General features: G+C 35.5%; 28 protein-coding genes. 20 read left to right on the top strand and 8 right to left on the bottom strand.

From position 1 onward, the window contains the following. The first annotated feature begins 150 nt into the window (after window positions 1-150). The 7 genes from GGQ92_RS00355 (at window position 151) to GGQ92_RS00385 (ending at window position 7,478) form a co-directional block, all read left to right on the top strand. Window positions 151-801, top strand: a complete 651-nt coding sequence (locus tag GGQ92_RS00355) for a YkyA family protein (RefSeq protein WP_184243394.1) — start codon at window positions 151-153, stop codon at window positions 799-801. Window positions 802-1,272: 471 nt separating this feature from the next. Continuing rightward, window positions 1,273-2,355, top strand: a complete 1,083-nt coding sequence (gene pdhA / locus GGQ92_RS00360; RefSeq protein ID WP_184243396.1) for a pyruvate dehydrogenase (acetyl-transferring) E1 component subunit alpha — start codon at window positions 1,273-1,275, stop codon at window positions 2,353-2,355. A 3-nt stretch (window positions 2,356-2,358) separates the two neighbouring features. Further along, window positions 2,359-3,336, top strand: a complete 978-nt coding sequence (locus tag GGQ92_RS00365) for an alpha-ketoacid dehydrogenase subunit beta (RefSeq protein ID WP_184243398.1) — start codon at window positions 2,359-2,361, stop codon at window positions 3,334-3,336. A 23-nt stretch (window positions 3,337-3,359) separates the two neighbouring features. Further along, the gene (locus tag GGQ92_RS00370) at window positions 3,360-4,637 is read left to right on the top strand and encodes a dihydrolipoamide acetyltransferase family protein (protein ID WP_184243400.1); all 1,278 of its coding nucleotides are present in this window, start codon (window positions 3,360-3,362) and stop codon (window positions 4,635-4,637) included. Window positions 4,638-4,641: 4 nt separating this feature from the next. After that, the gene (lpdA, locus tag GGQ92_RS00375) at window positions 4,642-6,048 is read left to right on the top strand and encodes a dihydrolipoyl dehydrogenase (protein WP_184243402.1); all 1,407 of its coding nucleotides are present in this window, start codon (window positions 4,642-4,644) and stop codon (window positions 6,046-6,048) included. A 190-nt stretch (window positions 6,049-6,238) separates the two neighbouring features. Beyond that, a complete protein-coding gene (locus GGQ92_RS00380) occupies window positions 6,239-7,135 on the top strand; it encodes a polysaccharide deacetylase family protein (protein WP_184243404.1) in 897 nt (298 codons plus the stop codon). Between the two features lie 70 nt (window positions 7,136-7,205). Beyond that, complete coding sequence (locus tag GGQ92_RS00385) at window positions 7,206-7,478, top strand: UPF0223 family protein (RefSeq protein WP_184243406.1); 273 nt, start codon at window positions 7,206-7,208, stop codon at window positions 7,476-7,478. Between the two features lie 79 nt (window positions 7,479-7,557). Here the strand turns inward: GGQ92_RS00385 and GGQ92_RS00390 are convergent, their stop codons facing one another. Next, window positions 7,558-8,184, bottom strand: coding sequence for a YktB family protein (locus GGQ92_RS00390; RefSeq protein ID WP_184243408.1), 627 nt, complete (start codon window positions 8,182-8,184; stop codon window positions 7,558-7,560). Between the two features lie 215 nt (window positions 8,185-8,399). Here GGQ92_RS00390 and GGQ92_RS00395 point away from each other — a divergent pair, with 215 nt between their 5' ends. Beyond that, entirely contained in the window at window positions 8,400-9,203 is an 804-nt protein-coding gene (locus GGQ92_RS00395; RefSeq protein WP_184243410.1) for an inositol monophosphatase family protein, read from the top strand. A 22-nt stretch (window positions 9,204-9,225) separates the two neighbouring features. Here GGQ92_RS00395 and GGQ92_RS00400 read toward each other — a convergent pair whose 3' ends face one another. Continuing rightward, on the bottom strand, window positions 9,226-9,396 hold the full coding sequence (locus GGQ92_RS00400; RefSeq protein ID WP_221437182.1) for a DUF5325 family protein: 171 nt from the start codon (window positions 9,394-9,396) through the stop codon (window positions 9,226-9,228). A gap of 100 nt (window positions 9,397-9,496) precedes the next feature. On the opposite strand from GGQ92_RS00400, the gene GGQ92_RS00405 reads away from it, so the two are divergent. After that, entirely contained in the window at window positions 9,497-9,865 is a 369-nt protein-coding gene (locus GGQ92_RS00405; protein ID WP_184243412.1) for a YlaH-like family protein, read from the top strand. A 100-nt stretch (window positions 9,866-9,965) separates the two neighbouring features. Here the strand turns inward: GGQ92_RS00405 and GGQ92_RS00410 are convergent, their stop codons facing one another. Continuing rightward, a complete protein-coding gene (locus GGQ92_RS00410; RefSeq protein ID WP_184243414.1) occupies window positions 9,966-10,172 on the bottom strand; it encodes a YlaI family protein in 207 nt (68 codons plus the stop codon). 124 nt (window positions 10,173-10,296) lie between these two features. Between GGQ92_RS00410 and GGQ92_RS00415 the strand changes: the two genes are divergently transcribed. Beyond that, window positions 10,297-10,554 carry a hypothetical protein gene (locus tag GGQ92_RS00415; RefSeq protein ID WP_184243416.1) on the top strand — a complete coding sequence of 86 codons (258 nt, stop codon included), beginning with the start codon at window positions 10,297-10,299 and terminating at the stop codon, window positions 10,552-10,554. A 35-nt stretch (window positions 10,555-10,589) separates the two neighbouring features. Here GGQ92_RS00415 and GGQ92_RS00420 read toward each other — a convergent pair whose 3' ends face one another. Together GGQ92_RS00420 and GGQ92_RS00425 are read right to left on the bottom strand one after the other, a co-directional pair. Further along, window positions 10,590-11,183 (bottom strand): YhcN/YlaJ family sporulation lipoprotein, encoded by a 594-nt coding sequence (locus GGQ92_RS00420; protein WP_184243418.1) that lies wholly within the window; start codon window positions 11,181-11,183, stop codon window positions 10,590-10,592. A 70-nt stretch (window positions 11,184-11,253) separates the two neighbouring features. Further along, the gene (locus GGQ92_RS00425) at window positions 11,254-11,721 is read right to left on the bottom strand and encodes a hypothetical protein (RefSeq protein WP_184243420.1); all 468 of its coding nucleotides are present in this window, start codon (window positions 11,719-11,721) and stop codon (window positions 11,254-11,256) included. A gap of 140 nt (window positions 11,722-11,861) precedes the next feature. Between GGQ92_RS00425 and GGQ92_RS00430 the strand changes: the two genes are divergently transcribed. Together GGQ92_RS00430 and ftsW are read left to right on the top strand one after the other, a co-directional pair. Continuing rightward, entirely contained in the window at window positions 11,862-12,149 is a 288-nt protein-coding gene (locus GGQ92_RS00430; protein WP_184243422.1) for an Fpa/YlaN family protein, read from the top strand. A gap of 196 nt (window positions 12,150-12,345) precedes the next feature. Then, window positions 12,346-13,536: a putative lipid II flippase FtsW gene (gene ftsW / locus GGQ92_RS00435; RefSeq protein ID WP_184243424.1), complete on the top strand. Its 1,191-nt coding sequence runs from the start codon at window positions 12,346-12,348 to the stop codon at window positions 13,534-13,536. Between the two features lie 48 nt (window positions 13,537-13,584). Here the strand turns inward: ftsW and GGQ92_RS00440 are convergent, their stop codons facing one another. After that, window positions 13,585-14,493, bottom strand: a complete 909-nt coding sequence (locus GGQ92_RS00440) for a COX15/CtaA family protein (protein WP_184243427.1) — start codon at window positions 14,491-14,493, stop codon at window positions 13,585-13,587. Window positions 14,494-14,900: 407 nt separating this feature from the next. On the opposite strand from GGQ92_RS00440, the gene cyoE reads away from it, so the two are divergent. The 6 genes from cyoE (at window position 14,901) to ctaG (ending at window position 20,969) form a co-directional block, all read left to right on the top strand. Beyond that, the gene (cyoE, locus tag GGQ92_RS00445) at window positions 14,901-15,839 is read left to right on the top strand and encodes a heme o synthase (protein ID WP_184243429.1); all 939 of its coding nucleotides are present in this window, start codon (window positions 14,901-14,903) and stop codon (window positions 15,837-15,839) included. 84 nt (window positions 15,840-15,923) lie between these two features. Then, window positions 15,924-16,994, top strand: a complete 1,071-nt coding sequence (gene coxB / locus GGQ92_RS00450) for a cytochrome c oxidase subunit II (RefSeq protein ID WP_184243431.1) — start codon at window positions 15,924-15,926, stop codon at window positions 16,992-16,994. A gap of 42 nt (window positions 16,995-17,036) precedes the next feature. Beyond that, on the top strand, window positions 17,037-18,896 hold the full coding sequence (ctaD, locus tag GGQ92_RS00455; protein WP_184243433.1) for a cytochrome c oxidase subunit I: 1,860 nt from the start codon (window positions 17,037-17,039) through the stop codon (window positions 18,894-18,896). Then, window positions 18,896-19,516: a cytochrome (ubi)quinol oxidase subunit III gene (locus tag GGQ92_RS00460; protein ID WP_184243435.1), complete on the top strand. Its 621-nt coding sequence runs from the start codon at window positions 18,896-18,898 to the stop codon at window positions 19,514-19,516. The genes ctaD and GGQ92_RS00460 overlap by 1 nt, the downstream gene beginning before the upstream one ends. 3 nt (window positions 19,517-19,519) lie before the next feature. Then, the gene (locus GGQ92_RS00465; protein WP_184243437.1) at window positions 19,520-19,834 is read left to right on the top strand and encodes a cytochrome C oxidase subunit IV family protein; all 315 of its coding nucleotides are present in this window, start codon (window positions 19,520-19,522) and stop codon (window positions 19,832-19,834) included. 247 nt (window positions 19,835-20,081) lie between these two features. Next, entirely contained in the window at window positions 20,082-20,969 is an 888-nt protein-coding gene (ctaG, locus tag GGQ92_RS00470) for a cytochrome c oxidase assembly factor CtaG (protein WP_184243439.1), read from the top strand. Between the two features lie 81 nt (window positions 20,970-21,050). Here the strand turns inward: ctaG and ytvI are convergent, their stop codons facing one another. Both ytvI and GGQ92_RS00480 read right to left on the bottom strand, forming a co-directional pair. Beyond that, window positions 21,051-22,106, bottom strand: a complete 1,056-nt coding sequence (ytvI, locus tag GGQ92_RS00475) for a sporulation integral membrane protein YtvI (RefSeq protein ID WP_184243441.1) — start codon at window positions 22,104-22,106, stop codon at window positions 21,051-21,053. A gap of 108 nt (window positions 22,107-22,214) precedes the next feature. Next, window positions 22,215-22,586 carry a YugN family protein gene (locus GGQ92_RS00480; RefSeq protein ID WP_184243443.1) on the bottom strand — a complete coding sequence of 124 codons (372 nt, stop codon included), beginning with the start codon at window positions 22,584-22,586 and terminating at the stop codon, window positions 22,215-22,217. 152 nt (window positions 22,587-22,738) lie between these two features. On the opposite strand from GGQ92_RS00480, the gene GGQ92_RS00485 reads away from it, so the two are divergent. Next, window positions 22,739-23,782, top strand: coding sequence for a CAP domain-containing protein (locus GGQ92_RS00485; RefSeq protein ID WP_184243445.1), 1,044 nt, complete (start codon window positions 22,739-22,741; stop codon window positions 23,780-23,782). Window positions 23,783-23,857: 75 nt separating this feature from the next. Then, window positions 23,858-24,238, top strand: a complete 381-nt coding sequence (ylbD, locus tag GGQ92_RS00490; RefSeq protein ID WP_184243447.1) for a spore coat protein YlbD — start codon at window positions 23,858-23,860, stop codon at window positions 24,236-24,238. Window position 24,239 lies beyond the last annotated feature (1 nt).

Below are 24,239 nucleotides of genomic sequence, written 5' to 3' on the forward strand. Positions count from 1 at the left end.
CATGATATAAAACATATGACAAAATAATTACAATCATGTTAAGGTGAAAAATCATTTACTCGATTCTTTAATCGTTTCTAAAGATTGTGCTATAATATAAAAAGTTTACATATACTTTTATAGATACTGTTGTGGGAGGATTTTTTGAAAATGAAGAAATTATTATTTTTAATTATTATATCAACTGTTTTAATTCTTGCAGCTTGTAGTGGTGATTCTGTAACGAATGATATGTACGAGCATTTGGAAAAATCGGTTGAATTAGAAGAACCATTTGTAGAAAGTCAACAAGAATTAATTAGTTTAGATAGTAAGGAACAAGAAATATATAGTCAGCTTATTGAATTGTCTGCAGATGAAATGGACAAAGTGAACGAGTTAGCAGATGAAGCTATAACTACAATAAAGAATCGTAAAGAAATTTTAGAAGAAGAATTAAGTATTATGAGTGAGGCTAATGAGGAATTTACTAAAGTGAACGAGCTTGTTACTGAACTAAAAGAAGAGAACCAGAAAGAAAAAGCAGAAAAATTAGTGGATACGATGGAGCAAAGATACAATACTTTTAAAGAGCTAAATGAAATTTCACATGAATCCTTAGAGGAAAATCAAAAACTATACGAATTGTTTAAAAATGAAGAACTTACAGAAGAAGACCTAAAGAAACAAATCGAAATTGTGAATGAAACATACGACAAAGAAACAGAATTGAGCAATACATTTAACTCATTAACCGAACAATATAATCAAGAAAAAAGAGAATTTTATGAATCAACGGATTTAAATATAGTATTTGAATAATAATAAGAAAGATTCCGATAAGCGTCACAATCGGGATCTTTTTTAAATATTAAAACAAACACTCAGTTAGCAAGAGGCGTGATTCTCTTGTTAAAGTAGGTAAATGAATTTAGAATTAAATTAGTCATTAAAAATGGAATAATACAGTGATCGTTTTAGTATGAAACAGCTTGAGGTAGCATGAATGATACAGGTGTTTGAAACCCTTTTCATTAGGTTGATTATTTCTTTATATTGAGTGTAAAGTGTTTGACCATATACTTTATATAAGCTAAACTATAAATGAATCAATATTGTATCACCTGTTTTACAAAAAATTAATGTAACAGTTTCTTAAATGAGTCGGATTAGAATGACACATGAAGGGTATATTTAATATTACAGGTAAGATACAGAATTTTTAATCTTTTGGGAAAGCTATTATAGAATATATGCTTAATTTCCAAACGGAGAAAGGAAGAGGTGAATTTTTTGAAACGTACATTAGAAAATATCAAGGAACAGTTTCCAACGTTTCAGATTCTGAATGAAGAAGGTAAGGTAGTAAACGAAGACGCAATGCCAGATCTTTCGGATGAAGAGCTTAAAGAACTTATGTATAGAATGGTTTACACTCGAATTTTAGATCAGCGTTCGATTGCTCTTAACCGTCAAGGACGCTTAGGTTTTTACGCACCTACAGCAGGTCAAGAGGCTTCCCAATTGGGGACACAATTTGCTTTAGAAAAAGAGGATTTCATTTTACCAGGTTATCGTGATGTTCCTCAATTAATTTGGCATGGACTTCCTCTGTACCAAGCATTTTTATTCTCTCGTGGTCATTTCCATGGTAATCAATTCCCAGAGGGTGTTAATGCATTAAGTCCACAAATTATTATCGGTGCACAATACATCCAAGCTGCAGGTGTAGCAATGGGTCTTAAAATGCGTAAGAAAAATGCAGTTGCTATAACGTATACAGGTGATGGTGGTACATCTCAAGGTGACTTCTATGAAGGTATTAACTTTGCTGGTGCTTACAATCTTCCTGCTATTTTCGTTGTGCAAAATAACCGTTTTGCTATTTCTGTTCCAGTTGAAAAACAAACTGCTGCTGAAACATTAGCACAAAAAGCGGTAGCTGCTGGTATCGAAGGTATCCAAGTTGATGGTATGGACGTCCTAGCTGTTTATGCTGCAACGAAGGAAGCGAGAGAGCGTGCTGTTAAAGGCGAAGGTCCTACATTAATTGAAACATTAACGTACCGTTACGGTCCACATACTATGGCTGGTGATGATCCAACACGTTATCGTACGGAAGAAGAGGATAGCGAGTGGGAGAAAAAAGATCCACTTGTTCGTTTCCGTAAATTCTTAGAAGAAAAAGGTTTATGGTCTGAAGAAGAAGAGAACGAAGTAATTGAAAAAGCTAAAGAAGAAATTAAAGAGGCTATTAAGAAGACAGATGCTCAGCCGAAGATGAAAGTTACAGAGCTAATCAACAATATGTATGAAAATTTACCGGCTCATTTACAAGAGCAGCTGGAAGAATACGAAGCAAAGGAGTCGAAGTAAATTATGGCTCAAATGACGATGATCCAAGCGATTACAGACGCTTTAAGAGTAGAATTAAAGAATGACGAAAATGTTTTAGTATTTGGAGAAGACGTTGGCCAAAACGGTGGGGTTTTCCGTGCTACAGAAGGATTACAAGCTGAATTTGGTGAAGAGCGAGTATTTGATACTCCATTAGCAGAGTCTGGAATTATTGGTATGGCTGTAGGTTTATCTACACAAGGCTACCGCCCAGTACCAGAAATTCAATTCTTTGGTTTCGTATATGAAGCAATGGATGCCGTGAATGGTCAAGCGGCTAGATTACGTTACCGTAGTGGAAATACACAAAACGCTCCGATTACAATTCGTTCACCATTCGGTGGTGGGGTTCATACGCCGGAACTTCACGCGGATTCATTAGAAGGATTAGTAGCACAACAACCGGGATTGAAGGTAGTAATTCCTTCAGGACCATACGATGCTAAAGGTTTATTAATTCAATCAATCCGAGATAACGATCCAGTTATCTACTTGGAGCATATGAAGCTTTATCGTTCGTTCCGTGAAGAAGTTCCTGAAGAGGAATACACAATCGAACTTGGAAAAGCAAACATTAAACGTGAAGGTACCGACGTAACTTTAGTTGCTTACGGCGCAATGGTTCAAGCATCTTTGAAAGCAGCGGAAGAATTAGAAAAAGACGGTATCAGTGCAGAAGTTATTGACTTACGTACTGTAATGCCAGTTGACTTCGACACAATTATTAAGTCTGTTGAAAAAACAAATAGAATGGTAATGGTACAAGAAGCACAAAGACAAGCAGGTATTGCTAGTTATGTCGTTTCCAATGTACAAGAACGTGCTATTTTGCATTTAGAAGCTCCAATCTTAACTGTTGCGGCTCCTGACACAGTATATGCATTTACACAAGCGGAAGAAGTATGGCTGCCTAACTATAAAGATATTGTTGAAAAAGCGAATAAAGTCATTAATTTCTAAAAATTTTGACGGGAGGTTTCTAAATGGCTTTTGAATTTAAATTACCGGATATTGGTGAAGGTATCCATGAAGGTGAGATCGCTAAATGGTTTGTAAAACCTGGCGATGAAATTAAAGAAGATGACGTACTATGTGAAATTCAGAATGATAAAGCAGTAGTGGAAATCCCATCACCTGTTGAAGGAACTGTTAAGGAAGTTCATTTTGACGAAGGTGCGGTTGCTACAGTTGGTGAAACAATTATTACAATTGATGCAGAAGGTTATGAAGATAGTGGCTCTTCTGAAGAAGTTGCTTCCAAACCAGAAGCTAAAGAAGAAGAAAAAGCTGGTGTACCAGACGAAAAGATTACAGATGACAAAAATGACACAAATTCAGGTTCTGACAAGCGCGTAATTGCGATGCCATCAGTACGCAAGTATGCACGTGACAACAACGTAGACATTACTCAAGTTCAAGGTACAGGTAAAAATGGTAGAGTATTACGTGAAGATGTAGATGCATTTGCAAATGGTGGTCAGTCTACAGAACAACAAGCTGATACAAAAGAAACAACTACAGCGGCTGCGCAAACAACCTCTATTCCTTCTGGTGAAGAATTCCCAGAAACTAGAGAGAAAATGAGTGGTATCCGTAAAGCAATTGCTAATGCAATGGTTAACTCGAAGCATAAAGCTCCGCATGTTACATTACATGATGATATAGATGTTACAGAGCTAGTTGCACACCGTAAGAAATTTAAACCAATTGCTGCGGAACAAGAAATTAAGTTAACGTACCTACCATATGTGGTAAAGGCACTTGTTTCTGCGCTTAAGAAATATCCAATTTTAAATGCGTCTATTGATGACGAAACAGATGAAATTGTAAGCAAGCATTACTACAATATTGGAATTGCAGCAGATACGGATAAAGGTCTTCTAGTTCCTGTAGTGAAGCATGCAGATAAGAAATCCATCTTTGAAATTTCTCAAGAAATTAACGAGTTAGCTGTAAAAGCAAGAGATGGTAAGCTTGCACCTAACGATATGAAAGGTGCTTCGAGCACGATCTCAAATATTGGTTCAGCTGGTGGACAGTGGTTTACTCCGGTTATTAACTACCCAGAAGCAGCTATCTTAGGAATCGGACGTATTGCTGAAAAACCAATCGTAAGAGATGGGGAAATTGTAGCTGCACCAGTTCTTGCATTGTCACTAAGCTTTGATCATAGAATTGTTGATGGTGCAACTGCGCAAAACGCATTAAACCAGATTAAACGTCTATTACAAGACCCACAATTAATCATGATGGAGGGGTAATTATATGGTAGTTGGAGATTTCCCAATAGAACTTGATACACTTGTAGTTGGTGCCGGACCGGGCGGATACGTTGCTGCTATCCGCGCGGCACAAACTGGACAAAAAGTAACGGTAGTAGAAAGAGGAGAAGTTGGTGGCGTTTGTTTAAACGTTGGCTGTATTCCTTCTAAGGCTTTAATTGAAGTAGGGCACCGTTATGAAAAAGCAAAAGGCGAAGAAACAATGGGGATTACAACAGAAAATCCAACTGTTGATTTCTCCAAAGTACAAGAATATAAAGAATCCATTGTTAAGAAATTAACTGGTGGCGTTTCCGGATTATTGAAAGGGAACAAAGTAGATGTAGTAAAAGGTGAAGTTTACTTTGTAGATAAAAATACAGTGAAAGTAATGGATGAGAAAAGCTCTCAAACATACACATTTAAAAACTGTATTATTGCTACAGGTTCTACTCCAATCGAACTTCCAGCTTTTAAATTCTCTGATCGTGTATTGGACTCAACTGGTGCACTTAATTTAAAAGAGATTCCTAAGAAGCTAGTAGTTATTGGTGGAGGATATATTGGAACAGAACTTGGATCTGCATATGCAAATCTAGGTAGTGAACTTGTAATCCTTGAAGGTCTAGACGAGATTTTAGGTGGATTTGAAAAGCAAATGTCATCCATCGTTAAAAAGCGTTTAGAGAAAAAAGGTGCTACGATTGTCACTAAAGCAATGGCTAAAGGCGTAGAAGAAAGTGCTGATGGCGTAAAAGTAACATATGAAGTAAATGGAAAAGAAGAAACAGTAGAAGCAGATTATGTACTTGTAACTGTTGGACGTAGACCGAATACTTCGGAGATTGGTTTAGAGCAAGTTGGCATCGAATTAGATGACAGAGGGCTTATTAAAATTGATGACCAATGTCGTACAACCGTAGATGGTATTTATGCGATTGGTGATATTGTTGCTGGACCACCGCTAGCGCATAAAGCATCATACGAAGGTAAAGTTGCAGCAGAAGCAATTGCTGGTGAAAAGAGTGCGATTGATTACCAAGCAATTCCAGCTGTTGTATTCTCAGACCCAGAACTTGCATCTGTTGGATATTCTGAACAAGAAGCTAAAGATGCTGGTTACGACGTAAAAGCAGCTAAATTCCCTTATGCTGCAAATGGCCGTGCTTTATCACTAAACGAGTCCGAAGGTTTTGTTAAATTGGTAACTCGTAAAGAAGATGGCTTACTAATTGGTGCGCAAGTTGCAGGAGCGAATGCAAGTGATCTTATTGCTGAACTTGGCTTAGCAATCGAAGCTGGAATGACAGCTGAAGATATCGCACTTACAATCCATGCTCACCCAACACTAGGTGAAATGGTAATGGAAGCTGCTGATGTAGCTTTAGATGCTCCAATTCATATTATGTAATTAAAAATAGATAAAGAGCTTGCTTTTGCAAGCTCTTTTTTTCACCTCGAAACGGGTAAGAAGAAAGGCTTTTTAGGTATATTGCGCATACTTGACGTCTATATAAACAATAGGAAGGCGATACTTCCATTTAAGTTTGGAAATGTCTCCATAACACCTTGATTTCAACCTAGTTAGGAGTGTGTACGTAATGAAGCAATGGATGCTTATTCTAGTGTGTAGCTCAATGCTTTTCCTAGTTGCATGCCAAAATGAAAATGAGTCAACAGATGAAACTACTTCAAATACTGATGGAAATACAGTAGAAACAGAACCAAACTTAGATGTTGAAACAAACGAGGATTATGAAGAGTTAACGAATGAGGAAGACACGGAGGAACAGGATACGAGAGTAGAACCAGTAACCGAAGAAGACATAGAAGTTCAATATAGATCAAATGAAAAAAATTGGGCAATTGAACCTATTGAAGACGGCATAGAAGAGAACGTACTTCTACTCACAATTGACGATGCACCAGACAAATATGCATTGGAGATGGCACAACTATTGAAAGAATTAAATGTTCCTGCTATCTTTTTTGTAAACGGTCATTTTTTGCAAAACGAAGAGGACTACGAAACATTGCGCAATATCCATGAATTAGGATTCCATATAGGGAACCATACTATGACACATCCTGTTCTTTCAGATATAAATGAAGAAAGGCAAAAGGAAGAGATTATCGAGTTAAATGTATTGGTCGAAAAAATAATTGGTGAGAAACCAAAATTTTTCCGTGCACCACATGGAGCTAATACTGATTATGTAAAAGATTTAGTAAAACAAGAAGGCATGCTTTTAATGAATTGGACATACGGATATGATTATTTTGAACCGTACATGGATGCGGAGAAACTGAAAGAAGCAATGATTTCAGGTGAAGGTCCAGAGGTAGATGTCAACTATTCATTATTACAACCAGGTGCTAATTTATTGATGCATGATCGTGAATGGACTTTCGAAGCATTAGAAGATATCGTGAAAGGCTTGAGAGATAAAGGCTATACATTTGTTAACCCAGAAGCAATTGAGATTCCTGAATCCTGATACTTTAATAGCTAAAATGTAATGAAGCCCATTAAAAAGGGAAGAATAGTAGTAGTGAGAGGTGATTACAATGAAATATAGTTATCCGATCGATGAATCGTGGTCTACAGATGAAATCGTAGACATAGTGAATTTTTTAGCGCAAGTTGAGAAAGCATATGAAAAAGGTGTTTACCGACAGGACTTGATATTATCGTATCAGCGATTTAAGGAAATCGTACCGTCAAAAAGTGAAGAAAAGCTATTAGATAAAGCATTTGAGAAAAACTCAGGTTACAGCATCTATCGCGTTATTAAAAAGGCAAGAGAAATAGAGGGTAATGAGAAGATAAAGATGAGCTAATCAGACTAAACATTACTTAAAAAGAGGCTAGATGACGTACGTTTTATTTGCACATACTTGTCTAGCCTCATTATTGATTTTAATTCCTAACCTCGAGAGAGCTACGATAAATAGGAGCTAATGTTTTTATAATCTCTTTTACTTCTGAGATGAATCGCTCGCCGTCGTAAAGAATCTCATCTGTTTTATCAAATCGTTTACCTATAAGTAACTCTCCTTTTTTTATCGTTGTAAACCGCTGAAGAATAGCTTCTACATCTGCATCTTTTACCAAGATTGCTTCATTTTGCATATGATCTTTTGAAATGTGATAATGTTTAGGAATTGAGTTTTTCCAATGATCGATATCCTCGAGGAATTTCTCCCCGATTAATTGTTTACCGGGAAGCTCATAAATATATGCAAGCCAAACAAAAACATTATCATGCCACAAACCTACTTGAAAGTGTGGATGTTTTTTGTAACCACGCTTGTTGTGACAATATGCAGACCAAGTATCAGCTGGAGGATTTACAGTTCTACGAGCATGGCGCGCAATGTGTAAGTGCATAGGAATACCAGTAGTTTCATCCAACTCATCCGCTATTTCATTATATATAGATTGGAATTTTGGTTGAATACGTTGTTGGATAGCTTCCATTCGCTCATCTAAGCCCTCAATGGAGAATGTTTCAAAATCTTCTTGTTGAAATCCTTTAAATGTCATATACTCTCACCTTTACGTATAATTTTTCGTCATAATTGTCCATAACTTTATTCTTTCCCACCCCTGAATGGGCGTTACATGCAGAAAGGTTGAAACTCTATTATTATTTTACCGAAGACTTAAGCACAGTGCAAAAACTATGCAATACGGATTAGTGTTAATATTTATGATATTTTGCTAATATGAACATGAGTAAGTAGAACGGAGTGAAAAAAATGGGATTAACTTCACGAGATTCAATATTTGAGCAAGCTAAGGAATGGGTTTATGAGGCTGGAGAGAATATTCGTTCCAACATGTACAATCAGTTAACAATTGAAACGAAATCGAATGCAAACGATCTAGTAACGGAGTTAGATAAAAAGATAGAAAAATTCTTCGCAGAAAAAATACGAGGTTTATATTCAAATCATCGGATTATTGGAGAAGAAGGTTATGGAGATGATGTTCATTCTCTCGAAGGAACGATATGGATAATAGATCCTATTGACGGGACGATGAATTTTGTTCACCAAAAGCGTAATTTCGCTATATCTGTTGGAATCTACCATGACGGTATTGGTCAGATTGGGATTATTTATGATGTGATGGATGATGTTCTCTACACAGCCGTAAAAGGTGAAGGGGCGTATAAAAATAATCAGAAGTTACCGCAATTAAATAAAGATGTTGTATTAGAAAAAAGTATTATCGCCATGAATTCCTATATCGGCTTCAATGATCAACGAATCAATACGGACAAAATTAAAGAACTGATAGCAGTTAGTCGTGGTACGCGATCATATGGTTCAGCAGCTTTGGAATTTGCATTTGTTGCAGAGGGTATTATTGATGCTTATGTAAGTCTCTCTTTAGCACCATGGGATATTGCTGCGGGCATGATACTTGTTGAGGAAGTTGGTGGGATTACCACGACAGCACAAGGAGATAAAGTTAACCTTTTAGAAAAGAGCCCTATACTGACCTGTAATCAAGAGATCTTTACTACGCTAACAAAAGATTATATTGAAATAAAGTAAAGAGCTGGACCGTAAGTATTAGCTAACGGTCTTTTCTCTTTTGTACAATGCCATATGCCATTATTCCAAAACCTAAGAATGTAGCTATAAAAATAAATGGAAGACTTCTTAAAGCAATGCCAACTCCAACAGCAGAAAAGCATGCAACTACGGCAATCGCTAGAAAAAGTTTTGAGTATTGTATTGTTTGCAAGATGTTCACCTCATTTTATTATTCCTTATATTTTACTAGAATATCATATTTTTATTTAGTATGATAGAGTTTGTACGATGATTAGAGTGGAGGCACATGAATGGAAGCACAAAATGTAATCCAAGTTCCAGATAATTTATGGCCCATTGCAGATTTTTTTATGCGAGGATTGGGTGAGGAAGTAAACTTAAATAACCCTGATGAGATGTCACTTCTTCTGAGAGGATTTTTCTTCCTGTATATAACAGTGACCGCTCTAGCGATATTGGCTTATAAATTTGGCTTTGCTAAAAAATTATCTATAGGAAAAAATATAATTATTTACATACTATTGATAATAGGTACATTTTTTCTAACGTTGATTTTTGGATTGAACTTACCGTTAGCTGAGTGTTTAATAATTATTGCTTTTGTAATGGGGATTTACCGATTACGACTTCATCGCGAGCGCAACCAGCGTACATCTTAACTTAATTGCGTTTTGGTAATTAAAGAACCGAACTATCTATTCCACCTTCCGATAGGTGAGATAGATGGTTCGGTTTTTTGTTAATACATTCAAGTTACTATTAAGAAAGATATTGATCAGTATCTTCTTTTGATTGATACAACTGAAAGTTTTCATTTTTATGTCGCTTTAACGTATTTTCTTTGATTCGTTCGGAGCAATCTTCACACATAAATGTAGAATTTAACCGATTTCTTAATTTTTTAGCTACGGGTGAACCATTGTCTATGTTTTCGATATTGTCGCATATTACACATTTAACACGCATTATTTTATACCTCCCTTTTGAGATAAAAGGACTTGCTCTATTATAGCATAAAATGGGGCGTATGTTTTAATCAAGGTTGAAGGGGTATAACTTAAATACCAAAGGATGAAAGGATGAGAGTAAGATGATTAGAAAAAGAAGTATGTTGAGTTTAATTGGACTAGCAGGCGCAGTAGCAGCTTCCTATTCCATGTTGGATGACCAAAAGAAACATCAAATTAAAAATAGAATTCAAGCTATTTCTAATAAGTTTCAAAAGAATAATCAATCTTTCCCGATACAAGAAGCGGGAAATCCAATCGACGATAACATTGATAATGCAGATATGGTTTATGAAGGTTCTCAATTTGGTGTAGATTACTATAATAAAGTAAAGCAATAGAGAGCGATCTCTCTATTGCTTTTCCTTAATAGCTTTTATTTATGGTGATTGGATTGTTCTTTATTAATTTCTCCGAGTTCATCCTCTTCTTCCGAATCTAAGCGATTTGTGTTTTGTTTCGTTTTCTGCTCTGTTTGTTCGTCAATAGGAAATTCTGGTATCCATCTTCCGATGAGATTTCCTAATTCATTTAAAAAGCCTGATACTGGTTGCCCATTACGTACCTCATTCATAATATGATTTAATCTTTCAAAGACATCGCCATCTGCTACAACTACCGCGTTTCTTCCTTGGGGATCATGATGAACGGCTTCTAATACTGTATACTTAATGGAACCGACGGTCGAACGATCCAAATCTTTGTCTACATCTATTGCAATAAGCGCACCTTGATTTGTCATTATAGCAGTAGCACCATTAACTTCTGGTACCTCACTAGCTAAATTGGCTAAATGTTGCGCTTTTTCTTGATTATCTAACACTTCTACGTTTCTTGGATCTGAGTTTTTAACTTGAATAGGTTGGTTTTCTTGATTGTTTGGAGACGACTGCTCGTTATTGTCGTTTTGGCATCCCAGTAGAAAAGCTGCAAGAAACGAAGTCATAACGAATAGCAAAATTCTTTTCATAAAAAAACTCCTCCTTTTGCGATTATTTTTTGTTAAAAGTGAAAAAATATGCAAGAGAAGGAGAGAACTTTTATTGAATTGTTATAAGATTTACCCCTTTTATAGGATTATCTTTATTAGAGCCATCACCGAATAGTAAGTATACAGGACCGTCTTCAGCTAGTTGCTTTCCATTTAGGGAAAACTGCAAAAGACTGTTTTCTAATTGCTCTATTGAAATTGTAACGTTTCCATTACTTGTCGTAAGAAGAACATTTTTTGCGTTTTCATTATATTCTGCATTTTTTAAAAAATCTTTAATAGGTATACAATAAGAAGTAGAAAACAGGACATCCTTATCAATTTTTTTTGCGCTTTTTCGAGTAGGAGGTTTATTTAGTGGCCCATCATATAGGTACCTGTTTTCATCATCTATTTCTTTCTCTAATGGCCGTTCCTTAAAAGCATCTTCAACATTCAGTTTACGATCATCAAATATCCACGTTCCTGGATCTAAAGTAATTGGATATTTCACATTCCCTTTAATTGGTACGATCAATCTATTCACCCCATCTTTATCTGTCTTCTATTAACAATAACAAATTTTATTAACAAATGCATGTATTGTGTTATCTTGCTTTTTACTATTTTTCAAGGTATGATAGAGGGAAGAAGTAACGAATTCGGAGGGGAATTTATATGCCGGAGATTGCAATAAGTGTAGAAGAAAAAGCATACGCCCTTCTTAAAGAAGATGCTGAGAAGATACTGCAATTGATAAAAGTTCAGATAGATAACTTAACAATGCCACAATGTCCTTTATATGAGGAAGTCTTAGATACGCAAATGTACGGCTTATCCCGGGAAATTGATTTGGCCGTTCGCCTTAATCTAGTTAGTGAAGAGAAAGGAAAATCCTTGTTAGATAATTTGGAGCGCCAATTAAACATATTGCATGAAGCTTCCCAAAAGTCAGCACAAGGATAAAAAATGAAGAATCTATTAGTTTCCGAACTCATACCTCTTTGAGAGATATGAGTTTTTTAATATTATAAATTTAGATTGCTTTTTTAATGGAGGCCAAAATGTAATTAAATTATTTAAAAAGGTTACTTTGAGGCCGTGCAAGGAACCCTTTTATGGTAAAATGAATGATATACTATTTAAGTAATGAGGTATTTTTATGAAAAAGAAGTTTAAAACTTTTGACTTTCTACTATTTTTCCCTCCGATTCTATTAGCTGCATTTGGAATTGTTATGATATACAGTGCAAGTATGGTAACAGCTACGATGTCAGGTGATTCTCCTTATCACTTTTTGATTAGACAGGGGATTTGGTTTATTCTTTCTCTTATAGCATTTGTTTTCACAAGCTTTTTTAATTATAAATTGTATCAAAAGCTGACTAAGATAATTATTATATTTCTTTTTGTAAGTTTAGTTGCTGTTGAACTATTTGGAGTTACAATCAATAGGGCAACCTCATGGATACATATAGGACCATTTTCAATCCAACCGTCTGAATTTGTAAAGATAGGGATCATTATTTACTTAGCGAGTGTATATACTAAAAAACAACAATATATAAGTGATTTTTTCCGAGGTGTGCTTCCACCGTTAATAATTGTGATTGTCCTAATAGGACTTATAGTGAAACAACCTGATATCGGAACAGCGGCAATTATATTTGCTATTGCTTGTACGATTATTTTCAGTTCAGGTGTCAAATTTCGACATTTATCCTTGCTCATCACAATCGGTCTTATGTTACTTGTGTTTTTAGTAAATACGATGTCTACGGATGTGAGAATTTCCCGCTTTAGCGGTGCTTATCAACCTTTTGAAGACCCGGAAGATAGCGGTTATCAATTGATACAATTATATATCGCTATTGCTACTGGTGGAGTAGAAGGTCAAGGACTAGGGCAAGGGGTACAAAAGCTAGGCTATTTAACACAAGCGGAAAGTGATTTTATTATTGGAACAGTTGCGGAAGAATTAGGTACGTTTGGAATTGCCTTTGTAATTGGCTTTATTGCTTTGATTGTTTTAAGAGGTCTTTATATAGCGAGAAAATGTGAAGATGTTTTTGGAAGTCTATTAGCAATCGGTATCTCATGTATGGTTGCTATTCAAGCAATTGTTAACTTAGGAGCAACGAGCGGGCTATTGCCAATAACAGGAGTGCCTTTACCGTTTATTTCATATGGAGGAACGTCCTTATTAGTTTTAATGATATCAATGGGAATTCTAAATAATATAGCAAGACACGTTCGCTATAATGAATTTCGACTTGAAAAAGAAGATATACCAAGGGATCAGTCCATTCAAAAACCTACCATTGTTAGAAACTCTAAGTATTCTATAAAATAGCAAAACAAAAAGGCAGTTGCATTTTATTTTTTAGCAACTGCCTTTTTATTATGATTTGTTTTGTTTCTCTTTTTTAACACTTCGATAGGAAAGTAGTAAATAATAGCAAAGTACCCCAAAATAAAGTGTAATAATCAGCGCATGTAGTAAAGCAAATGTTAGATCTGCTAATGAAAATATTACTAAAGCCCCTAATAGTACTTGAGAAACCATAAAGCCTGTTTGAATCATCCATCCATTATACATAATCTTACTATGGCGAAAATGCTTCTTAATTTGGAACATCAATACAATTGTCCAAATAAACGCAATTGCTGCTAGAAAACGGTGTCCCATTTGGACCCATTGACCAATATGCCAATCAACCATCACGAGTGGATCGTTATTTACGCAAAACGGCCAATCAGGACAAGCAAGGCTTGAGTCCATATGACGCACAAGTGCTCCAGAATAAACTACAACATATGTGAAAATTGCTAGCCAGATAAATTGCTTTCTAAAATAAGAAGGTATTATTAGAGAATCAGCATCAAATTTATGGTCTACTTCAAAGATTAAAATCGTTAAGAGTAACACCGCTGCAAAAGAGATTAATGAAACCCCAAAATGCAGTGCAAGTATGGTATCTGATTGTGGCCAAATAACAGCTGAAGCTCCGAATAAACCTTGTGCAATAAGGAAAAATATTGAGATAAAAGATAGAAACTTCACTTCACGTATATGCCCAATCTTTCTCCATGATAAGATGGATAGTAGTAGAATGAATATACCCGCCAATGAAGAAACGATACGGTGACTCAGTTCAATAAACATTTCTAACGACCAATCACCATAACATAGCGGCCAATTTGCTCCACACCCCATGCCAGAATCTGTTTTTGTAACTAATGCACCACCAACGAGTACGAAAATCATGACGGCAACAGATATAATAGATAAAATTTTTAAACCTTTCATTTTTTCACCTCTCGTAACATCATACATGATGTATAATAATTATGCATGCAACAAATATAGCAAATGATAGATATTGATTTTTTGAAACTAATTTCTCCGTTCATCTATTTTAAACATAAAAATATTGCAATAAGTTTGCAATATTAGGGCGAGATATGCTAAAAAAGTAGATAGAACCTTCAACAAGAAAGCTATATGTTAATGATAGATTTCAATACATTATAGCAAATAAATGTATGCTATAATTAGTGGTCATGATTTTGTTGAAAAAAGTTCACAAAAACGTCAAAAGTGTTTTTCGATAGGAGAGTAACATAGCGTTGTCATACAATCCATGATACAATAAGCAATGATTGTGCATAAGGCACAAATGGCATTTTTACATACGAGAGGAGGTAGCTGCGCAAATGGAAAAAATTAATGTCGAAACAAGTAGTCCACTCATTAAATGGGCGGATAGTGACTTTCAATATAATTGGTCAGATATGAAACAACTTTTAAAAGTAGGAATTATCAATTCTAATACAATGACAGCATTTGCAGGGTTTTGGGTAGCTTTATATTACACAGGTGCCTCCTTTAGTGAATATTGGCATATGCTCTTAGTAACTGTTATTGGAACAGCCTTTGTCATTGCAGGAGGTTGTGTTCTTAATAATTATTTTGATAGAGATATAGACAATGTTATGGAGCGAACAAAAGAAAGACCGACTGTTACTGGAAAAATTCCGATACGTCATGTAATATTTATGGGTGTGGCTTTTTCAGTTGTAGGAATTTTAATACTGGGACTAGCTTCAATTCAAACAGCTATAATAGGTTTGATTGGTTGGTTTAGCTATGTCGTTTTGTATACGTTATGGTCGAAGAGAAAATATACCATTAACACAGGGATTGGCAGCTTATCTGGTGCAATACCTCCATTAATTGGTTGGTCTGCAGTAGAGCCATCATTACAACCTGCTGCATATGTGTTCTTCTTGTTAATTTTCATTTGGCAAACACCGCATTTTCTTGCAATTGCTATTCGAAAAACAGAAGACTATAGAGCGGCAAATATACCAATGCTACCAGTTGTTCATGGAAATGAAATGACTAGAAGACAGATGCTAATTTATATATTATGTCTCTTGCCAATTCCGTTTTTCCTATATGAGCTAGGCACAGTTTTTATCATTATCGGTACGATACTTAATATCGGATGGATTTACTTAGCGCTAACAGGGTATAAAAAAGATGTAGACTTTCTTAAATGGGCGAATAAGATGTTTGCCTATTCATTACTTTACTTAACGCTAATTTGTATCGTCATGATTTTTATAACTTTTCCATCGAACATATTATGAGGTACAATACTAGAGGCAGTAAACTTGATTCAATCAAGTTTTTCTCAATATAAATTTTAGTCAATCAGAAAGAGAGGGTTACACATGAAAAAATGGGTGGGAAAGGTCCGAATGCTCGGATTGTTTTCTCTTATGGCAATTTTCCTTACAGCTTGTGGTAAAGAAAATTTAACTGCTCTAGCTCCAAAAGGTTATAGTGCAGAACGCTCTTTTGAAGTTATTATCATTTCTATTTTAGTTATGACAATAGTTTTCGTTGTGGTTATGGCGATTTTTACGTATGTACTTATTAAATACAGACGTAAAAAAGGTCAAGAAGATTATGTTCCAGAACAAATTGAAGGAAATAAAACACTTGAAATTGTATGGACTATCATTCCAATTTTATTATTAGTTATTATCGCTGTACCGACAATTGCCACTACATATGATTTAGCTGACGAGAGTCAGAAAGATGATAGTATTAATGTCAATGTTACTGGTAAACAATTTTGGTGGAATTTCGATTATGTAAATGAAGGTATTCAAACAAGCCAAGATCTTTATATACCAGTCGACACGAGAGTTTATTTAAATATGATCTCTGGTGATGTAATTCACTCATTCTGGGTACCAACGCTTGCAGGTAAGATGGACGTTAACCCAGAGAATGAAAACGTTATGTACATCGAAGCTTATGAAGAAGGTGTTTATTGGGGTAAATGTGCGGAGTTCTGTGGTGACTCACACTCCTTAATGGACTTTAAGATTGTTGTTGTAAGTCAGGAAGAGTACGACCAATGGATAGAAAATATGGGAACTCCAATGGAAGAGGAACCAGCAACAGCAAGTGCTCAGGAAGGTAAAGCTTTATTTGAACAGAGCTGTCTATCTTGTCACGCAACAGATGGAGCAACTACAGCACCAGCCATTGGACCGAATTTAACGAACTTTGGTAATCGAACAATGATCGCAGGCGTGTTAGAACATAACAAAGAAGAATTAGTAGAATGGATTGTTGATCCTGCATCTAAAAAACCTGGTAACGGGATGTTAAACGCTCCTTATTTACAAGAGGGAATTAGCACAGAGGATGCAGAGAAGATTGCTGACTACTTACTAGAATTAAAATCAACAGAAGTTGTACCTGAATTCGAACCTTTTGAAGATCAATAATATAGAAGGATTACGTTTATTTTAAAGGGAGGTTAACCAACTATGTCTACTTTGGCAGCGAGTAATAAACGCAGCTTTTGGTCCGTTGTTTGGGATTATATAACAACGGTTGACCATAAAAAGATAGGTGTGTTATATCTGATTGCCGGTGGTTTCTTTTTCCTGCTTGGCGGGTTAGAGGCGCTAGCTATACGTTGGCAATTAGTCAAGCCTATGAACGACTTTGTTAGTGCTGGGTTTTACAATGAATTAATAACTATGCACGGAACAACAATGATTTTCTTGGCAGCTATGCCACTTATTTTCGCATTTATGAATGCAGTGATTCCTTTACAAATTGGAGCACGTGACGTTGCATTCCCATTCCTTAACTCATTAGGATTATGGTTATTTGTATTCGGTGGTATTATGTTAAACGTTGGTTGGTTTACAGGAGGAGCAGCAGATGCTGGATGGACAGCTTATACTCCTTTATCAACCATATCACCAGGAGAGGGGATGGACTATTATGTAATAGGACTTCAAATCTCTGGTGCGGGAACATTAATGGCGGGGATTAACTTCCTTGTTACAATCATTAATATGAGAGCTCCAGGTATGACGTATATGCGTCTTCCATTATTTACTTGGACATCATTTGTGGCAAGTGCGTTAATTTTATTTGCTTTCCCTGCTTTGACTGTAGGTTTATTTTTAATGATGTTTGACCGTATGTTTGATAGTGCATTTTTCGACCCAGCTATGGGAGGAAACTCTATCATTTGGCAACACTTATTCTGGATATTTGGACACCCGGAGGTATACATTTTAATCTTGCCTATTTTCGGTGTGTTTAGTGAAGTTGTATCCACATTCTCTAGAAAGAGATTGTTTGGTTATTCTGCAATGGTATTCGCAACGGTACTTATTGCGTTCTTAGGATTTATGGTATGGGCTCACCATATGTTTACAGTTGGTATGGGAGCAGCAGCTAACGCAATATTTGCGGTAGCAACGATGACGATTGCGGTACCGACCGGGATTAAGATATTTAACTGGTTATTTACAATGTGGCGAGGTAGTATCCAAATAACAACACCAATGTTATATGCTTTAGGATTTATTCCAACCTTTACAATTGGTGGTATGACTGGGGTTATGTTAGCTGCTGCAACAGCAGACTATCAGTACCATGACAGTTACTTCGTTATTGCTCACTTCCACTATGTAATTATTGGTGGTACTGTGTTTGGTTTATTAGCAGCAACGCATTACTGGTGGCCAAGAATGTTTAACAGAATGTTAGATGAAAGATTAGGAAAAATTACTTTCTGGATTTTCTTTGTAGGTTTCCACTTAACATTTATGATTCAGCATTTCTTAGGTCTTTGGGGTATGCCACGTCGTTACTGGGTTTATTTACCGGATCAAGGTCTGGATTTAGGGAACGCTATTAGTACTGCAGGTGCATTCTTAATGGCGATCGCAGTCCTAATCCTGCTATATAACATTATTAAAACAGCAATTAAAGGCGAACCATGCGGAGATGATCCATGGGATGGACGTACGTTAGAATGGGCAGTACCGATTCCAGCTCCACACTATAACTTTAAACAAGTTCCATTAGTTCGTGGTTTGGATCCATTATGGGTAGAAAAAATGGATGGCAGAAAAGAAATGACACCATCTGAACCACTAGATGACATCCATATGCCGAATAATACGGTGCTACCATTTGTTATGACTATAGGATTCTTCATCGCTGGATTTGGTTTCATCTATCAGAAATATGACAATGCGCTCAATGCATTAATTTTCGTTGGTATGGGGATTGCACTAGGTGCTATGCTTGTACGCTCCTTGAAAGACGATTTAGGATATCACATTCCTAAAAAGGAATTGGAAAAGGAGGCTAGGAAATAATGACAGAACAGGATATTATGAATCCAAAAAAGATGCCTCTACAACCAGAGAAGGCAACTCTAGAAGGAAAAAATAAATTCTTAGGTTTCTGGTTTTTCTTAGGTGGAGAGGCAGTATTATTTGCCAGTCTCTTTGGTACTTACCTAGCCTTAAATGGCTCTCTAAACGGTGGGAAATCTGCTGAGGAGATGTTTGGTCTTCCATTAGTATTTATTATGACCATGCTTCTATTAACGAGTTCACTTACAAGTGTTTATGCAATGCATCATTTAAGGAATAATGATTTTAAACGATTACAATTGTGGATGTCTATTACGGTAATTTTAGGTCTAGGATTCCTTGCCTGTGAAATTTATGAGTTCTATCATTACATTACGGACTATGGTTTCACTTTTAGATCTTCTGCTTTTGGATCTGCTTTCTATACGTTAGTAGGATTTCATGGTGGTCACGTTGTATTTGGTCTAGCATGGATTACAGCATTAATAGTACGAAATGCTAAAAGAGGTTTAAACCTTTATAATGCACCAAAATATTATATCGCTAGCCTTTACTGGCACTTTATTGATGTTGTTTGGGTATTTATCTTTACGGTAGTTTACCTTATGGGGGTGCTGTAGGATATGGAGGAAAGAGCTACTTTTAACGAAGAGTTTATAAAAGAAAAAAGAAGACAAGACATGAGACACCAAGTATTAACTTTTTCTATGTTAATCATCTTTACACTCATTTCATTTGGAATGGTTATGTCCGATTTAAATGCTATGTTTGTTCGAATGGTTATTATCCTCTTTGCTGTGGTGCAAGTAGGTTTTCAATTGTACTACTTTATGCACATGAACGAAAAAGGACATGGAATGCCATCCTTATTGTTCTATGGAGGCTGTTTTGCAGGTTTCCTAACAGTGCTAGGATTAGTTGTATTAACTTGGTGGTAAAATAAAAAGTGGAGAATACTATTTTCTCCACTTTTTCCTTTTATCCATGAAACTATAGCTTTATAGACGAATAAGACATAAGCAAAAGCGCTCGTGCAATTTCTTAAGTTGTATAGAAATCCACTTTTTTTACCGCGTTTATTATAATGTCACGAAATTGTAAAGACTTAGTAGAGGTCTATCTTTTAACTTGTATTTTTTTTAGGTATAATGGTATGTAGCATATTTATTAATAGAGGTGAAATCCATGTGGAATGACATACAAATATTTGGTTTCCGTGCATTGTGGAGCCCGTACTTTTTCCTATCTATTGCATTGGTAGGATTAATATATTACTTCTGGCTCGTTCGACATAAAGATAAGTCGAAAAGACCTGTTGGTAAACAACCTATGTTTTTCTATTTAGGACTCCTATTACTTTACATATTAAAAGGAGCACCTATCGATTTAATGTCACACATTATGTTTACCGCCCATATGATCCAAATGGCACTTTTATTCTTGTTATTCCCTATAGCCATTATAAAAGGTTTACCAGTTTGGATCTGGGAAAAAATTTTTTACGCACCAATTTTGAAGCAGATACTAAGAATATTGACAAAGCCATTGATTTCTTTGTTAATGTTCAATGCTCTATTCTCGTTCTACCATTTACCAGATATATTTGATTTCTCAAAAGAAAATGAGATTATCCATATTTCAGTTACAGTTATTTTATTAACTGCAGCATTTATTATGTGGTGGCCAATCTTTTCTCCTATTAAAGAAATGAATCGTATGCAACCATTACTAAAGATAGGTTACATTGCTGCAAGTGGTATTTTGATTACTCCTGCCTGTGCCTTAATTATCTTCTCTACGACAAGTCATTATGCAACGTATGGTGCAGAGGGAAGTTGGCTTCAAGCGATGGCATTATGTGTACCTTTAGATGTATTGGATAGCATTACGATTAGTGGCCCTGAAATGTTCTCACCAATGGGCTTGTTGGAAGACCAACAACTAGGCGGTATTGTAATGAAGATTTCTCAGGAGTTAATTTATGCATCAATGATAGGACGAATTTTCTTTCCTTGGTTCCGCAAGGATGAGTATAAAATTGATCCATTACCAATGGAGCATCAAACAAATTAAACGAAAGTTATATATAAGAGAATGAGTAAAGGTTCGAGTCATCGTATACACAATGATTCGAACCTTTTTTTGGAGAGATTTTTAAATTTTTAAATTCCATTTAATTATGCCAGCTTCTTTAGCTGACGTAAATAGGATCACACATATAGGACCAATTATGAAGCCTATTAGACCAAACAACTTTAAACCTATATACATGGAAATAAGTGTTGCTAGTGGTGATAGTCCAATGTGTTTTCCCATCACTTTTGGCTCCACCGTTCTTCTAATAGCCAATAGAATGACGGCTAAGATAGAGAGTTGAATACCCAGCACATAATCTCCAACAATAAACATGTAGACTGCCCAAGGGGCTAATATAATAATTGATCCAAGTATAGGGATTAAATCTATTACCCAAATAACTAAAGACATAACTAAGGCATATTGTGGGATAATGATTAACAAACCTATTAAAGATACGATAAAGATGATGATACTAACTAAGAATTGAGCTTTAAAGAAGCCAAAAATTACATCTGTAAGTCGTTTATTCATGAAAGTCACTTTTTCGGCTGTCTTTTCATGCATTAAATTGTAAACTCCTGCTTTAAGTTTAGGTAATTCTATCATAAAAAGAAATAAACTGATTAAATAAACTAGTAAGCTTACTAAATAATCTGGAATTTTACTTATCGCACTAGCAATTCTTTCAATACGAAATAATTCTGTTAAATTATTATTAAGGGCTAGTAGGGTAGAATGAAATTGCCCAGTTACTTCTTCGATTAATTCGTCTGGCAATGGTTCTGTAAAATGTTGTATTTCACTTTCCCATTGGAGTAATTGATTATTTACTTGAATAATATAGGTAGGCACATTTTCAGCAAAGTGAATAACCTGGGTTACTGTTTTCATTACTAGATATGTACCAATAGTGCTCATAATTAATAGGAAAAGCAAAAATACAATCAGAACGGCTATTTTCCGACTAAACTTAAATTTATTTACAGCTAGTTTTACTAGTGGATTTAGCACGAGTGCTGTAATTAATGCAGCAACTAACGGGACAGAAATTGGTAGAATGAAAATAAATATTAGTATTACTGCAACTAGAAAAAGAGCAATTTTTAGATAACGTTTATTTACGTTTTTCATTAATAATTTCAAGGGCTCCTTTCAAACAGAGGATATGAGAAAAAATGGTAAAAAAAGAGCTAGTAGAAAAGCGGCTGCTGGTAAGGTCAGCCGCTTAATGTATGAATTTTATGATTGTTTCACGAAGGATTTTAAGTTTGTTTCGATACCCGATAAGAGTCTGTTTGCATGTTGAATGATAGTTTCTGGAAATTCTTCTTCCTCACCATATTCGATGCCGTGAGGATAGTAATGCTTGCCTAATAGTGGAGTTAATAGCTTCATGACAGCATCACCTCGGTCCACATCACCTTCCAATGCGTAACCTTGAACTCTTACATAGTATGTTATGTTTTTTTCTGGTGATCCAATTTTGTAATCATATGTAACTCGCTCATAGTCCCATTGACCTGCACGAACAAATTTTGCTTTTTCCATAACGTGATCAAGAGCTTTTAAATCAATTACTGAACCTTCAATTTCTATATCTGTAAACTTCATTACGTCACCTCATTTTATGTAGTCACTATACCTATATTATTACGAAATTGAAAAAGATGCAATTTAAAAAGGGTAACTAGAAAAAAATTTCATCTATCGAGTTAGTTTTGCATATACTAATGAATAGTATACATAGAAAAGGACGTGGAATCTTGTATAAAATTCTATTAATAAAAATAGTTGTTATCATGGTACTTCTATCGGGATGCTTACCGTTTGAATCAGAATCAGAGCTACATAACTATGACAGTCCAACCAAATCTATGAAACACTCAGAACGACAAGAGAAAGCACAACCAGAAAACAATCTCCATTGGGAAAAAGATCAGTTTATTTGGAATTATATTAATGAGGAAACGGATCAGTGGATACAATCCTATGGGGAACCGAGTCGAAAAGACCAATCTGCCTATGGATATGAGTGGTGGATCTATGACAAACAAGAACAATACGTGCAGATAGCTGTAAAAGAAAATCAAATTGTTTCCATTTATACCCCTTCAAAGCAATTAAATATTCAACCGCTGCAGATTGGGCAAAAACGAGCAGAGATAGAGGAGCAAGTAACATTATTAAAAGAGATAGAGTTTGATCATCTAAAGTTTCAATTAAATGACGAAGATTTTCAGAAAAGACCTATCATTCGGTTATCGGAAGGTGTATTTGCCCAATTATATATGGATACTTTTACGGATGAGTTATCTGGCATCCGCTTAATAAATAAAGAAGTATTTGAGTTGCTTCGACCATATGAATTGTATTATTACGGTGAACTAAATGAACCACCTGTTGCTTCAGAGGATGAACGGCTGGCTATCGAAAAAGGAATAGAGAACCAAATATGGGATATAACGAATGTCATTAGAAACGTTCATGGCAAGCAAGAATTAGCCTGGGATGAATTATCACATCAAGCTGCAAAGGCTCACAGCCAGGATATGCATGAACAAAATTATTTTTCTCATTTCCGTCCAAATGGAGATGGTTTGAAAGAACGATTAGCTGAAGCTAACGCAAACTATCTGTCAGCGGGTGAAAATATCGCAGCTAATTATGTTGACGGCCCAGACGTGGTTCATGGTTGGCTAAATAGTGAAGGACACCGAGACGCCTTATTACATGATACGTATACACATATAGGAGTCGGTGTGTATGCGAAATACTATACGCAAAATTTTCTGCAAAAATTAGAGTGAACGTGATAGTAGTGTAACAACCCAGACTAATTAACATATAATTAATATAGAATAATTAAGTTGGAGTGGGCTGTCATGACGCAAGACAGAAAGCAAGTAGTTGACCAGTTTAAACAGTTTTTGTCAAAACATCCTCAGCTTGTACAAGAGGTCCGTCTGAAAAAAAGAACACTTCAAGATATTTTTGAAGAGTATATATTATTAGGAGAAGATGATCCGAGCTGGGAAGAGTATAAGAAAACGAGGACGAACAAAGAGAAAGAAAAGAAAAATAGCACCTCTTCTTCTCAACTCCTTTCATCTATATTGTCTAATATCAATCTCGACAATATAGATAAACATATTGAACAGGCAGATAAAGTTATAGGCGGTATTATTCAAATGATTCAACAATATCAAAAAGAAAATAATGAGGAAGCGAATACTTCTAACAATTCTTTTATTCCAAAAGATTAGG

This window comes from Gracilibacillus halotolerans, assembly GCF_014206945.1.
Classification (GTDB): Bacteria; Bacillota; Bacilli; order Bacillales; family Amphibacillaceae; genus Gracilibacillus; species Gracilibacillus halotolerans.

What these genes read in the sequence shown, in the direction of transcription:
- GGQ92_RS00355 (WP_184243394.1), top strand. Translation starts at nt 151, where the DNA reads ATGAAGAAATTATTATTTTTAATTATTATATCAACTGTTTTAATTCTT.
- GGQ92_RS00365 (WP_184243398.1), top strand. Translation starts at nt 2,359, where the DNA reads ATGGCTCAAATGACGATGATCCAAGCGATTACAGACGCTTTAAGAGTA.
- GGQ92_RS00370 (WP_184243400.1), top strand. Translation starts at nt 3,360, where the DNA reads ATGGCTTTTGAATTTAAATTACCGGATATTGGTGAAGGTATCCATGAA.
- lpdA (WP_184243402.1), top strand. Translation starts at nt 4,642, where the DNA reads ATGGTAGTTGGAGATTTCCCAATAGAACTTGATACACTTGTAGTTGGT.
- GGQ92_RS00380 (WP_184243404.1), top strand. Translation starts at nt 6,239, where the DNA reads ATGAAGCAATGGATGCTTATTCTAGTGTGTAGCTCAATGCTTTTCCTA.
- GGQ92_RS00385 (WP_184243406.1), top strand. Translation starts at nt 7,206, where the DNA reads ATGAAATATAGTTATCCGATCGATGAATCGTGGTCTACAGATGAAATC.
- GGQ92_RS00390 (WP_184243408.1), bottom strand. Translation starts at nt 8,184, where the DNA reads ATGACATTTAAAGGATTTCAACAAGAAGATTTTGAAACATTCTCCATT.
- GGQ92_RS00395 (WP_184243410.1), top strand. Translation starts at nt 8,400, where the DNA reads ATGGGATTAACTTCACGAGATTCAATATTTGAGCAAGCTAAGGAATGG.
- GGQ92_RS00405 (WP_184243412.1), top strand. Translation starts at nt 9,497, where the DNA reads ATGGAAGCACAAAATGTAATCCAAGTTCCAGATAATTTATGGCCCATT.
- GGQ92_RS00410 (WP_184243414.1), bottom strand. Translation starts at nt 10,172, where the DNA reads ATGCGTGTTAAATGTGTAATATGCGACAATATCGAAAACATAGACAAT.
- GGQ92_RS00415 (WP_184243416.1), top strand. Translation starts at nt 10,297, where the DNA reads ATGATTAGAAAAAGAAGTATGTTGAGTTTAATTGGACTAGCAGGCGCA.
- GGQ92_RS00420 (WP_184243418.1), bottom strand. Translation starts at nt 11,183, where the DNA reads ATGAAAAGAATTTTGCTATTCGTTATGACTTCGTTTCTTGCAGCTTTT.
- GGQ92_RS00430 (WP_184243422.1), top strand. Translation starts at nt 11,862, where the DNA reads ATGCCGGAGATTGCAATAAGTGTAGAAGAAAAAGCATACGCCCTTCTT.
- ftsW (WP_184243424.1), top strand. Translation starts at nt 12,346, where the DNA reads ATGAAAAAGAAGTTTAAAACTTTTGACTTTCTACTATTTTTCCCTCCG.
- GGQ92_RS00440 (WP_184243427.1), bottom strand. Translation starts at nt 14,493, where the DNA reads ATGAAAGGTTTAAAAATTTTATCTATTATATCTGTTGCCGTCATGATT.
- cyoE (WP_184243429.1), top strand. Translation starts at nt 14,901, where the DNA reads ATGGAAAAAATTAATGTCGAAACAAGTAGTCCACTCATTAAATGGGCG.
- coxB (WP_184243431.1), top strand. Translation starts at nt 15,924, where the DNA reads ATGAAAAAATGGGTGGGAAAGGTCCGAATGCTCGGATTGTTTTCTCTT.
- ctaD (WP_184243433.1), top strand. Translation starts at nt 17,037, where the DNA reads ATGTCTACTTTGGCAGCGAGTAATAAACGCAGCTTTTGGTCCGTTGTT.
- GGQ92_RS00460 (WP_184243435.1), top strand. Translation starts at nt 18,896, where the DNA reads ATGACAGAACAGGATATTATGAATCCAAAAAAGATGCCTCTACAACCA.
- GGQ92_RS00465 (WP_184243437.1), top strand. Translation starts at nt 19,520, where the DNA reads ATGGAGGAAAGAGCTACTTTTAACGAAGAGTTTATAAAAGAAAAAAGA.
- ctaG (WP_184243439.1), top strand. Translation starts at nt 20,082, where the DNA reads ATGTGGAATGACATACAAATATTTGGTTTCCGTGCATTGTGGAGCCCG.
- ytvI (WP_184243441.1), bottom strand. Translation starts at nt 22,106, where the DNA reads ATGAAAAACGTAAATAAACGTTATCTAAAAATTGCTCTTTTTCTAGTT.
- GGQ92_RS00480 (WP_184243443.1), bottom strand. Translation starts at nt 22,586, where the DNA reads ATGAAGTTTACAGATATAGAAATTGAAGGTTCAGTAATTGATTTAAAA.
- ylbD (WP_184243447.1), top strand. Translation starts at nt 23,858, where the DNA reads ATGACGCAAGACAGAAAGCAAGTAGTTGACCAGTTTAAACAGTTTTTG.